The organism is Shimia sp. (genome assembly GCF_039969785.1).
In the GTDB taxonomy this organism is placed as follows: domain Bacteria; phylum Pseudomonadota; class Alphaproteobacteria; order Rhodobacterales; family Rhodobacteraceae; genus Shimia.
Genome location: NZ_JBDVNC010000033.1, coordinates 234,769 through 246,970, shown reverse-complemented (window position 1 = coordinate 246,970; position 12,202 = coordinate 234,769). Strand labels below are relative to the sequence as shown.

10 protein-coding genes are annotated in these 12,202 nt (G+C 56.1%); all 10 read right to left on the bottom strand.

Annotated features, from left to right (window positions below):
- Positions 1–9: 9 nt before the first annotated feature.
- Positions 10–3,216, bottom strand: coding sequence for a reductive dehalogenase domain-containing protein (locus ABJI08_RS15545; protein WP_348402751.1), 3,207 nt, complete (start codon positions 3,214–3,216; stop codon positions 10–12).
- A gap of 118 nt (positions 3,217–3,334) precedes the next feature.
- Entirely contained in the window at positions 3,335–4,207 is an 873-nt protein-coding gene (locus ABJI08_RS15540) for an amidohydrolase family protein (RefSeq protein ID WP_348402750.1), read from the bottom strand.
- Positions 4,208–4,247: 40 nt separating this feature from the next.
- Positions 4,248–6,065 (bottom strand): feruloyl-CoA synthase, encoded by a 1,818-nt coding sequence (locus ABJI08_RS15535; RefSeq protein ID WP_348402749.1) that lies wholly within the window; start codon positions 6,063–6,065, stop codon positions 4,248–4,250.
- Positions 6,062–6,541, bottom strand: a complete 480-nt coding sequence (locus tag ABJI08_RS15530; RefSeq protein WP_348402748.1) for a MarR family transcriptional regulator — start codon at positions 6,539–6,541, stop codon at positions 6,062–6,064. Before ABJI08_RS15530 ends, ABJI08_RS15535 begins: the two co-directional genes overlap by 4 nt.
- A 4-nt stretch (positions 6,542–6,545) precedes the next feature.
- Positions 6,546–7,304 (bottom strand): crotonase/enoyl-CoA hydratase family protein, encoded by a 759-nt coding sequence (locus ABJI08_RS15525; RefSeq protein ID WP_348402747.1) that lies wholly within the window; start codon positions 7,302–7,304, stop codon positions 6,546–6,548.
- Positions 7,305–7,443: 139 nt separating this feature from the next.
- Positions 7,444–8,757: a TRAP transporter large permease gene (locus tag ABJI08_RS15520; RefSeq protein WP_348402746.1), complete on the bottom strand. Its 1,314-nt coding sequence runs from the start codon at positions 8,755–8,757 to the stop codon at positions 7,444–7,446.
- The gene (locus ABJI08_RS15515) at positions 8,754–9,338 is read right to left on the bottom strand and encodes a TRAP transporter small permease subunit (RefSeq protein WP_348402745.1); all 585 of its coding nucleotides are present in this window, start codon (positions 9,336–9,338) and stop codon (positions 8,754–8,756) included. Before ABJI08_RS15515 ends, ABJI08_RS15520 begins: the two co-directional genes overlap by 4 nt.
- Before the next feature lie 307 nt (positions 9,339–9,645).
- Positions 9,646–10,344 carry a fumarylacetoacetate hydrolase family protein gene (locus ABJI08_RS15510; RefSeq protein WP_348402744.1) on the bottom strand — a complete coding sequence of 233 codons (699 nt, stop codon included), beginning with the start codon at positions 10,342–10,344 and terminating at the stop codon, positions 9,646–9,648.
- Positions 10,345–10,455: 111 nt separating this feature from the next.
- Entirely contained in the window at positions 10,456–10,986 is a 531-nt protein-coding gene (locus tag ABJI08_RS15505) for a PIN domain-containing protein (RefSeq protein WP_348402743.1), read from the bottom strand.
- A gap of 8 nt (positions 10,987–10,994) precedes the next feature.
- The gene (locus ABJI08_RS15500; protein ID WP_348402742.1) at positions 10,995–12,191 is read right to left on the bottom strand and encodes a class I SAM-dependent rRNA methyltransferase; all 1,197 of its coding nucleotides are present in this window, start codon (positions 12,189–12,191) and stop codon (positions 10,995–10,997) included.
- Positions 12,192–12,202 lie beyond the last annotated feature (11 nt).

Sequence of the window (12,202 nt, the reverse complement as noted above, 5' to 3'; positions counted from 1 at the left end):
CAGAACGCGCTACAAATCGATCTCGATCACCCCCTCAGGCTCAGCCGCACGGCTTTGGCACAGGATGACAGATGTCTCTCTTTGTTTATTTGACAAAACAAAATCCCGATGCTCCACAGCCCCAGAAACCAAGCCGCATTTGCATACACCACAAATCCCATCCGAACATTTCACATCCACATGCACACCATGCTCCAGCAAGACATCCGTCGCAATTTTATCAGCAGGAACAACAAGTTCGCGGCCATCCTTTAACCTCAATGTAAAATCATGGTTCTCGTATTCCGGCTGTTCAGGGACGCTGAAATATTCCAGATGCCGCGCCTCTTCCGGGAACCCTTGTTGCTCGGCCGCTTGCATAACCCCGTCCATGAACCGATCAGGCCCGCATGTGTAGACATGCCAGCCCGCTTTGTATCCGCTCAGAATATTGTCCAGATCTGCGCGCGTGCCCTGATCCGAAAAATGGAACTGAACCTTATCAACCCAAGGCATCTGCTTGAGATCATTTATATATCCAGCGCCATCCATGCGGCTCGCAGAGTAATGTAGTTCAAAATCTGCCCCCATCTCATGCAGGCGATGTGCAAAGGCAATCATCGGCGTAATGCCAATGCCGCCCCCCATCAGAAACGTTTTTGTCGCGTCTTCGACCAACTCAAAATGATTGATCGGTTTGGAAACGAAAACTTTACGACCTTCATTGAAAATACGGTGCATCAACGCTGATCCACCGCGCCCTTCATCTTCGCGCAACACACCAATCTGAAAAACACTTCGATCCTTGGGATCGCCCGACATTGAATACTGACGCAGAAACTCCGGCGCCACTAATACATCCAGATGTGCCCCGGCGGTCCATTCTGGCAATTGGTGCCCATCCAAAGTGGAGAACTCATACTTGGTCACATCCGCCGTCATTTTTTCGACTTTGGAAATCTCAACCCGCACCACTGGCGCGTCACCCTGAATGGTATAGCGATGCACAACAGACATATCGCCTGCCGCGACACGACGCTTGTGTTCCTCTGCTGAAACCATTGATTCATATGCCTGAATCCCAGCCTCCCGATCCATCATAAACGGATATGGCCATGGATGCGGCGCAATGTGTGCCGGATAAACCGCCAATGTCTGATCTTCGTATTTCAGGTCCAGATCGCGCTGCAGATCCCGGCGGTTCAACTCATGCTTTGTCGGACGATACGCGCCGTCCGCTTCTAACTCGATGTCCCACCACCACTTTTTTACGTCGTTCAAACCGCCATTGCCAACCGCATCATCCAGCTTGGCCAACGGCTTAGCCAAAGATGGGAAATGCGACGCGGCCCACCGAAATGGCGCCTCTGCGAACAACCCTTCAAGGTTCCACGGGCAAGTCTTCATACACCGCCCACACATGGCACCGCCCTGTGTGGTGATCCGGTAAGTCGCGCATTTCTGGCTGTCCGACTTCCAGATTTCATAGCCGTTGAACATCAGCTTTGGCCCCGCAGTGATCGCCCCCGACGGACATTCACGCGCGCATTTATTGCAGTTCTCACAGAAATTTTGCAGTCCAAAATCAATGGGTTGGTCATGATCCATCGGCATGTCCGTGGTCACTACACCCGATTTCAAACGCGGCCCAAGGTATGGGTTCAGAATAACCTCGCCAATACGGCTGACTTCGCCAAGCCCGCTGAGTAACAGCAGCGGTGGTTGCAGCACTTCGCCGTCCATCACCGTATGCGCTTTGGCCTTGTACCCCAGATTGCGGATCTGCTGGGCGATCACACCACCAAGCAACGAAAACCGCAGATAGGCCCGCATGGATTGCGCTACGGAAATCCAGTCATCGCCACTGGCACCTTCCATGGTTTCGTACCCCTGATCGACAATCATGCTGACCGCCTGATCATGGGGAGGGACAATTTCCTCACCGGTCGCATCATGGCTGTACCACGACCATTCCGGGCACCGGCTTAGCCCAACAGCATCCACTCCAAGGAAATAGGTCGCGGCCTTAAGGTTCGCGGCATTACGCTCTGGATTTGTTGGTTTTTTGGCGTCTAAGGACTCACCATCCTGCAACAGAACAAACGCCCCCAACGCCCGCCTTTGCGCAAAACTTGGCGCGGCCTTTCGCGCGTAATACCCGCCCTTTGCCCCATCCTGAAGCGCCTTGCCCATGTCGCCAAACTGGGCCCGCGCAAACATATCCGCGCGCTTGGGCACCCGCGCTACCCGCGCTTCGTCGATGTAAGTGGTTGGGGTCTTCACGCGCTTCAACCGTTCAAACGGGTGCGCACCAGAGGCATAATCACGTTGGCGGAAAGGGTCCTGATTGATTGCCGATTTGGCAAACCCCTTGCCCAGCCACCATGCCGGACCCTGTGTGCGGAACCATGGCTGCGCCGCCATGGGTTTCAAGGGCGCATCATGTGACAACTCCATGTCGGTGGTCACAACAGCCAGTCCAAACCGCTCACCCAACCATGGCGCGATCAGCTTGCCGTCTTCATATGACAACAGCCCAGCCGCCACGCCAAGTCGGTTCATGTCGACATCGCTTGAGGTCGCCGTGTGCGCCTTGGCATTAAAGCCCAAAATCCGGATATAGTTGGCAATCACAACCGCTGTTTCCGTGGCCCGCAGGCACGCCCGGTGATCCTGAGCATCCAGTATCCAGTCGCTGCCCGGTTCACCGACTTCGGGGGCGCGCCAATGTTCCATCAGAAAAACTATACAATTTTCCTGCCCCTCAATTCCTGTTGGCGGCGCCTGCATGCTCTCCTTGAGGTCCGCCATAATAACGTCAATACCGCTGGCCAACGTCTTGGTTTGACGTGTTTTTAGCGCATCTGACAATCGCCCGATATCCGGATTCTGTCGCGCGGTCTTTAAGATTGCCGCAGACGGCACCGGTCCAACGCCGACCATCGACGTATCGTTGAAATATCCAAATGCTTTCAGATGATTGGCCCGCTCAGCTGGGTCATCGGGTATCTCAGAGGTTACTTTATTGACCAGGCCATCGCGAATGGCGTCCATCATCGCCTGAAATTCACCCATCGCATTCACAATGCTTTCCGGGCGCTCCGGGCGATGAAAGCTTAGCCTGCCATCGGCGCGCACTCTGTCCAGGTCCGGCATAGCGCCGCGTTCTAACCGCTCTAGCGGATACGGCCCCAGATGCACCTGTCTCGTTTTATCTGAAAAAAATCTGATGCCCATTGCCTGCTCCCCGCATTGCTTCCCCAAGCCACCTCACAGTGCAGCCACCCTCGACAAAGGGCAAGCAGTTCGCCAATTCGGGACCACTCAGTGGCACGGTCCAATACAAATACGGGCGTCAGACAAATCCCAACAACCGGGCGGCATTGCCCTTTAGAATGTCGGGTCGGATTTCGTCCTTGATGTTGATCTGTTCAAAATCGCTTAGCCAGCGTTCCGGGGTGATCATCGGCCAGTCTGACCCAAACAGAACCTTTTTCTTCAGGATAGAATTGCAGTATCGCACCAAAATTTCCGGGAAATAACGCGGCGACCAGCCCGACAGATCAATGTATACATTGGGCTTGTGCTGCGCCACTGCCAACGCCTCTTCCTGCCAAGGGAAACTGGGATGCGCCATGATAATGTTCAGGTCCGGGAAATCCACGGCGACATCATCCAGATACATCGGGTTCGAATATTTCAGCCGCATACCATTACCGCCCTTCATGCCGGACCCGACACCGGTTTGCCCGGTGTGGAACAGCGCAATGCCGCCTTCATCCTGAATGGCCTCATAAAGCGCATATGCCATGCGATCGTTGGGATAGAACCCTTGCATGGTTGGATGAAACTTGAATCCGCGAATGCTAAACTCGCGCATCAACCGTCGGGCCTCGCGCACGCCGATCTTGCCTTTCCAGGGATCAATCGACGCAAACGGGATCAGCACATCATCATTTTCTGCCGCTAATTCAGCGACTTCCTCGTTCTTGTAACGACGATATCCGGTTTCACGTTCTGCATCGACAGGGAAAATAACCGCTGCAATATTCTGCTCGCGGTAATGTGCCGCCGTTTCAGGGATCGTCGGAGGATGCGACCAGGGCGCGCCAAAATAGCTGGCCATAGTGGATTGCAAATCATCATACCCGTCATCCCCATGACACCCACAGGGCTCTTCGGCGTGGGTGTGAATATCAATTGCACGCAGTTTGGAAATATCAATCATCGCCAGTTTCCTTTTTCTTTCGCCATTGCATGCGACGCGGTCATAGCCGCACCACATCCGGGTCGGTCCCGTCATACAACCGGTCAACCAACGTTTTGCGTCGCTCCAGAATTCGGTTGGCGTTCAGGTTTCCTTTGGCCGTGACTTCGCTTGCTGCCATGTCAGGCGCCCGGCTTGGCAGGATGGCGCGCGCAATGCGTGACGCGCTGCCCGATGTCCGGCCGTTCCATTTGGTCAATCGGCGGTTGATTTCGGCCAACAGGCCAGCATCCGCAAATACACCGTCTTTTTCCAACAAATCAAACCCGCCCGCTTGCACCGCGTCAGGGTTCACAAAGATCATGAGGCCGACGTCGTGCCGGTCCGTACCGGTCACCACCACATCCGTCGCAATTGGGGCAAGACAATTCAACATATCCATACGAACCTGCCCGGACCGCACCCATGTGCCCGTCAACAGTTTGAAGTCTTCGGACAGGCGTCCGTCAAACCGCATGCCCCGGTTGAAATCCATCGGGTCCACAAACCGCATCGCGTCACCGGTCAAAAAGAACCCCTCGGCGTCAAAGGCCGCTTTGGTTTTGGCGTCGTCCCTGAAATAGCCCGGCGTCACGTTTGGCCCTTTGACCCGCATTTCGCAACGCATCTCACCGTCCGGAACCAGCTTTAGCGTGACGCCGGCCATCGGCACTCCAACGACGCCAGACCGATCCGTCGGTTCTTGTTGGATCATTGTGGCTGGCGCGGTCTCGGTCAGCCCCCAAGACGAGGTCATCAAGGGCACTTCGCCCTTAACCTCCATCGCCATGGCCTCGAACCCATCCCAAATGTCTTGCGGTAACGACGCCCCGGCATAAAACACCAGATCAAGGTTCTCAAAATAGCGTTGGCGCAAAGCGTCGTCGTCGCGCAGCGCGGAAAGCAACATGCCAAACCCCACCGGCACATTAAAGCTCAGCGTGCCGGTTTTCAGCCGCAGGTTTTCCAGCGTGGTGTCAAACAGCCCCTCAACGGGTTTGCCTTGGTCGATATAGAGCGACCCGCCATTGGCCAGCACCAGATTGAAATTGTGTGATCCGCCAAACACATGGTTCCACGGCAACCAGTCAACGATAACCGGTGGCCGGTCTTTCAGGAATGGCAGAGATTGCGCAATCATCGCCTGATTGGCACACATCATGCGATGCGTCGTCAAAACGCCTTTGGGCTCGGATGTTGACCCGCTTGTCATCAGGATTTTGGCCACGGTGTCAGGTGCTTGCGCTGAAAACACTTCATCCGTATTCACAGCGGACTCTCCGCGCAAAAGATCGCCAAACGGTGTAATGCCCGCCGCGCCACATGGGCGACTGGCGACTTTCTCAATGCCGTCAAACACATCCAAAGCCAGCGCATCGCCAAACACTCCGGCATCCGCAGCATAGACCATATGCGGGCGGATCAGCTCGGCAACATGGCATAGCCGCGCGTGCGCCCCCGGGATCAAGGCGTATTGTTCTGCCACTGGCACAGTGGGAATTCCGGCATATTGCGCGCCCAGCGACAGCAACCCGTGATCGACCCCATTGCCCGAGATGATCAGAATTGGCGTGTCTTTGCTCAGACCGCGCGCCAATAACGTCTCTGCAATCGCGCGCACCCTTTCCAAGACAGCCGCATAGGTTTCGGTGCGCCACCCAGCACCGCTGCGTTCTGCCAGAAACACGCGCTCCGGCGCTTTGTTGGCCCATTGATGCAACCAGTCGCAGGTATGGCGCACGCATGGCTCTAACGCATATGCAGACCGGTACAGGATTGTGCCATCATCCCGGATTTCGTGGGTCACGTTATGAGGCGCGAACCGCGATGTCCGTTTCATTGTTCCGCCCCGGGTTTGGTGCGCCTGACCTGTCCCAGCACCCGCAAAACCGTGTTGCGATCTTCGTCGCTGACACCTGCCAGCATCCGTGCTTCATGCGCCTCGATGGCACAGATCGCAGCATCGCTCAGCTGTCGCCCGGCAAGGGTCGCGTTCAGGGCATAGGCACGTCGATCCGTTGGCACCCGGTCGCGCGAGATCAGGTCTCGCTCCTCAAGCCCATCCAGAATGACAACCAGGTTGGGGCGTTCGATGACCAATGCGTCGGCCAGTTGAGATTGCCGCAACCCCGGATTTTCAACCACCATGTTGAGCACGGAAAACGTGATCATCCGCAATCCCATAGGCTGAATGACGGCATTCATGTCGGAGATCATCACATGCTGCGCCCGCTTCATATGATAGCCCATAAACCGGGCCAGCGACGCGTCCGACACCGGTACCAGATCCTGCGTTTGTTTTGCACGCCGCGCCATCTGCTTACCCAAACTTCGGGTCGCGTTTTTGCAAAAATGCCTGCAACCCTTCGACGGCATCCGGGCTGGTGTGGGTCAAAGCCGCACACAGGCTTTCGGTGAACAGACCCCCGGCCTTGTCCATATCTTCGATCCGGGACAACGCCTGGATCATCACGTAATTCGACAATGGCGCGTTTGACGCGATCTGGCGCGCCAGTTCCTGCGCCCGGGCCAGCGCCTCTCCTTCGCTCACGACATAATGCGTCAGTCCCAGCGCCAGCGCGTCTTCGGCGTTGTATTTGCGCCCGGTCAGCATCATTTCGATCATCCGATCGGCCCCCAGAATGCGACCCACCCGAACCGACGCGCCGCCGCCCACATAAATGCCGCGTCGCCCCTCGGGCAGTTGAAAGATAGTCGACGGTTCGGCCACACGCACATGGGTCGCCGTTGCAATCTCTAACCCGCCGCCAATAACCGCCCCGAACATCGCCGAAACCACAGGAACGCCGCCATACTGGATTTGATCCAGCACCTTATGCCACCCTCGGGAATGGCGCATCGTGTCTTCTGCGTTGCGTTCCACATGTTCGCTCAGGTCCAACCCGGCGCAAAAATGTCCGCCGGTCCCGGTCAGAACCACAACTTTGACCCCTTTGGGCACATCCGAGAAAAAGCCGTCAATCTGCTGCAACAACGCATCACACATGGCGTTGCGCTTGTCGGGCCGGTTCATTGTCAGCGTGGCAATGCCCTCTTCGGACATTTCAATCTTCAGCATATTAGCCACCATAGCCTCCCCTTTTGGATGCAGATAATCGCACCCGACAGAATCGATAATTAGTATAATAATTATACTTCATAACTATTATGTCAAAAGAAAAGGCAGGACATGCCTGCCTTCTCATTATTTCAATGGCTTACGGTATCAGGAACAATGTGATCGCCGGGAACAACACCAGAATGATCACCCGCAGGATGTCACTTGTGACAAACCACATCACCGCTTTGTAGGTCTCTGACATGGGGGTCGACCGATCCATTGCATTGATGATGAACAGGTTCATCCCCACCGGCGGTGTGATCAATCCAACCTCAACCACAATCAGCACAAGGATACCGAACCAGATCGCCACATGTTCTGGTGACATGCCAAAATCCAACGCGCTGATCACCGGGAAAAAGATCGGGATCGTCAACAGGATCATGCTCAGGCTGTCCATCAAACAGCCAAACACCAGATAGAATGCCAGCACCAAAATCAAAACGGTCCACGGGCTGAACCCTTGTCCGACAACCCAGCCCGACAATTCCTGTGGCACCTGGCTGAGCGCAAGAAACGAATTATAGAACCCGGCCCCCAACACGATAAAGAAGATCATCGCAGTGCTCATCGCCGTGGCGATAATGCTATCGACGAACACGCGCCAGCTCAGGTTGCCCGAGATCAAAGCAATCACTCCTGTACCTGCGGCACCAACGGCGGCGCCCTCGGTTGGGGTGAACCAGCCCAGATAAATACCACCGACCACAAGACCAAACACCAACAGCACCGGCCATACGTCGATCAGCGCCCGAACCCGCTCTGAATACGGGATTGGCGCACGTGTGCCCGCTGCCTTGGGATTGACGCGCACATAGATCGAGATTGTGATGATATAGCCAATAGCGGCCAGAATTCCCGGCACAAACGCTGCCAGAAACAGCTTGGCAATGTTCTGTTCTGTCAGAATGGCATAGATAACCAGAATAACCGACGGCGGGATCAGAATACCCAACGTCCCTCCTGCGGCCAACGTGGCGGTCGAAAATCCACCGGCATAGCCATAGCGGCGCAATTCCGGCAACGCGACCCGGCTCATCGTGGCCGCAGTCGCCAGCGATGATCCGCAAATGGCGCCAAACCCTGCGCAAGCGCCAACCGACGCCATCGCCACTCCGCCCTTACGGTGTCCCAACCAGCTTTCGGCGGCCTTGAACAAGGCTGACGACATGCCCGACAAGGTCGCAAACTGCCCCATCAACAAAAACATCGGGATGATGGTCAGCGAATAGCTGGAAAAGGTTGTGTAGGTCTCGCTTTTCAGCTTGGCCATGAACATGTTCGTTCCGCCCATGGCAAAGTACAACCCGCCCAGGCCACACAGCATCATCGCCAGACCAATAGGCGCGCGCAGAAAGATCATCACCAACAAAACGGGAAAGGACATGTAGCCCAGTTCAAGCATACTCAATGGACCGCTCCTTCGGACAGCGGCAAATATTTGCGCCCCGTGATCAGCTCAAGCACACGTGCAATCGCGCAATAGATCGCAACGATCGAGGCCACAACCGCGCCCACAAAGCTCAGCGCATAGGCCCACCAGATCGGGAATTGCAGCAAAAAAGTCGTTTCGCCGTTTCCCAGTTTGCTCATCATCCCTTCGTATAGGCGGGCAGTGATCAACAGGATCACAGCACTCAGCACCACTTCCCAAAAGGTGATCAGGATCTTGTTGACCCGGTCCGACATAAAGGACGTAAACACATCCACCGTCGCATGACCGCTATAAAGCTGGCACACCGGCAAAAACGCAAAGATAGAAAAGGCCACCCCGGCCTCGACCAGCTCAAAGTCTCCGTTGATCGGACCTACGCCGGTCGCCAGCAACAAATCCGCAAGCCCTTGTGACAGACCGGTCAGCATTTCAGAATGGCCAATGGAATTCAGGCTCCGTCCCAGAATGCTCAGGCATGTCAGGATGACCAGCACTGTCAGCACAATCCCCCCAAAGATCGCCATAAGTCGGGCAATCCGTTCCATGAATTTCAACATGTCGTCTCCTCGCAACAGGCACGATGGCCTTCTTTCAGTGCTGCCCCCATCCTCTGCGAGGGGCACGCTGGATCTCAGTCGCAATTGCCCTATCATCGACCGTCCGTTCGGTCAATGAAGTGCGGATTTCACACCCAACAAGGCGTTCTGCTATAGCTCCGCCAAGCCTTGCATCGTTTCAGTACCAGCCAATGACTGACCGCTGAAACTTAACAACGCAACCAAATCCATATTGGGGGGAATATTAGTTGTTTTTGTAACTATCAAGCGCCTACCTGAGGTTTTTCACCTCAGGAGTAATGCCTGTCTATTCTGGCGAGCCGATGCGCAGCTGGATTGGCTCCAACCCGTCAATGGCGCCAGTGATCTCTTGCCCGGCCTCAACAGCCCCAACACCAGCCGGGGTTCCGGTCATAATCACATCGCCGGGTGTCAGGTGATAATAGCGAGACAGATGCGCTACGATCTCGCCACAGCTCCACACCATATCGTTCAGCGTCGCGTCCTGACGCATGTCTCCGTCCACGGCCAGATAAATACGCTGATCACCGATCACACCAACTGCATCTGCCCGGGTCATAGGCGCAAAAACGGCCGAATCTTCAACGTCCTTGCCCAAATCCCACGGACGACGATGGTCCTTGCCATCTTGCTGACGGTCCCGGCGCGTCATGTCCAATGCACAGCCATACGCAAAGATCGCGTCTTCTGCTTCGGCCGCACTGGCGCGAAACACAGGCGTGCCAATGGCAAATGCCAATTCCATTTCATGGTGATAGTTCGAACTGCCCGGCGGGTATGGCGAGTCGTTGCCACTCAGAATCGCATGTGGAACCGATTTGGTGAAATACCACGGCGCTTCGCGGTCGACCTCACCACCCATCTCGGCGGCATGGGCGGCATAGTTACGCCCGACACAGAAAATGCGGCGCACAGGATATTGCGCAGTTTCCCCCAGAACCGGAATGGAAAACACCGGCGCGGGTTCAAACAGGTATTCAGACATTTTAGCCTCTCCAACAATATCGCCATCCGCATAATGCGGGTTTATTGCACAAAAAAGTGCCCCGACACGCGTCGAAACACGCGCTCAGATCCTACCTTGGTACGCGCCTTATTAGCTCACTGCCTTAGCCAACCGCGGCAACCGCGCCTTTTTCAGCAACGCGCGCATCTGCCATGTCTCTCCGCTCAGCCGATCAGCCTCTTGGCGAACGGTTTCACATACACTCGAAACCATCTCTGGGTCATCCTCCCAGATTGCACGCAACAACCCGTCGGGGTCGATCCGTTCCAACCCTTCTTCCGCCAAAACGTTGCGAGGAAAATCCTTGGCATTCATTGTCACGATGGCATCCGCCGATCCCGAAATAGCCGCTGCCAACACATGCGTATCCGCAGGGTCCGGCAACCACAGGCGCGCTTCCAACGACGGTTTCCATGTCACTTCGGCGCCGGGCCAGCCGCTGCGCAACAGCGCAATTTCACCGCGCGCCTGCGTTTCGCCAGATGGTCCCAGCTTGCGCGCCGCACGGGCCCATTCTTCCAGAATACGCGCAGACCATTGCGGTTCAAACGCACCTTCGCGCGCCACCCCCAACAACACCGCCCGCATCACTGTCGGGTACAAAACACATGTATCCAGCAACAGCCGTTTCACAGGCGGAAAAACAACGACTTGAGATAGCCACTTTCGGCCAGTTGCGGCATCAACGGATGATCCGGTCCGGCATACCCGGTGTGGATCAGTTGCGCCTGACGCCCTGCCCGCCCAATACCGCGCGCACATGCGCCCCGAAACTTGGGCAAATCCGCGGCGTGTGAACAGGAACACAATCCCAGATAGCCGCCTTCGCTGACCAACGGGGCCGCCAGACGCGCCACCCGCTCATACGCACGCAGGCCTTTTTCCAGCGCAGGCTTTGACGGCGCAAACGCAGGCGGGTCACAAATCACCACATCAAATGTCGCGCCCTCTTCTGCGAGGGCTGTCAAAACATCAAACGCGTCGCCGCGCCTTGTGTCGAACCGGTCTTGCACACCGGCGGCCTCGGCGCCCTCTTCGGCCAACTGCAACGCTGCCGCCGATCCATCCACCGCCAGCGCGCCCGATGCGCCGCCAGCCAATGCCGCCAAAGAAAACCCGCCAACATGGGAAAACACATCCAACACCTTTGCATCTTTGCAAAGCCTGGCCGCAAATCCATGATTGGGACGTTGATCATAGAAAAGCCCGGTTTTTTGCCCGCCGGTCAGATCCGCCATATAGGTCGCGCTGTTCATGATCACCGGCACCGGCGCTGTTGGCGCTGTGCCAATCAAAACACCGCTTTCCTCGTCCAGCCCTTCCAACACGCGCGCCCGGCCTGATCCGCTTTTCAAAACACAGCTGATCCCGGTCACGTCCACCAAGGCCGCGATCATTTCATCCAACAGCGTATCTGCCCAGGCGGCATTGGGTTGCACCACGGCAACTTCGCCAAACCGGTCGACCACCACACCGGGCAATCCGTCCGCTTCGGCATGGATCAAACGATAATACGGTGCATCGTAAATCCGGTCGCGCATATCCAATGCTTTGCGGAATTTCGCGGCGAACCAATCCTGATCAATCTGCGCTGCCGGGTCACGGTCCAGCATCCGGCAAAAAATACGTGATCCCGGATTGGTTCCGACCACACCCAAGGGGCGGCGGTCGCTGTCTTCCAACACAGCCAGCGTGCCCGGGCTCAACGCCTTGGTGCGTCGGTCGGTGACAAGTTCATTATCGTAAACCCAAGGAAACCCGTGTCGAATGGCACGGGCATTGGCTTTGGGTTTCAGGCGGACAAAAGGCAAAGAGGACAGCGTCATGCCGTCCTCCT

Bases quoted from the DNA above. Each gene is read 5' to 3' on its own strand.
- ABJI08_RS15545 (WP_348402751.1), bottom strand. From the start codon at position 3,216: ATGGGCATCAGATTTTTTTCAGATAAAACGAGACAGGTGCATCTGGGG.
- ABJI08_RS15540 (WP_348402750.1), bottom strand. From the start codon at position 4,207: ATGATTGATATTTCCAAACTGCGTGCAATTGATATTCACACCCACGCC.
- ABJI08_RS15535 (WP_348402749.1), bottom strand. From the start codon at position 6,065: ATGAAACGGACATCGCGGTTCGCGCCTCATAACGTGACCCACGAAATC.
- ABJI08_RS15530 (WP_348402748.1), bottom strand. From the start codon at position 6,541: ATGGCGCGGCGTGCAAAACAAACGCAGGATCTGGTACCGGTGTCGGAC.
- ABJI08_RS15525 (WP_348402747.1), bottom strand. From the start codon at position 7,304: ATGCTGAAGATTGAAATGTCCGAAGAGGGCATTGCCACGCTGACAATG.
- ABJI08_RS15515 (WP_348402745.1), bottom strand. From the start codon at position 9,338: ATGTTGAAATTCATGGAACGGATTGCCCGACTTATGGCGATCTTTGGG.
- ABJI08_RS15510 (WP_348402744.1), bottom strand. From the start codon at position 10,344: ATGTCTGAATACCTGTTTGAACCCGCGCCGGTGTTTTCCATTCCGGTT.
- ABJI08_RS15500 (WP_348402742.1), bottom strand. From the start codon at position 12,191: ATGACGCTGTCCTCTTTGCCTTTTGTCCGCCTGAAACCCAAAGCCAAT.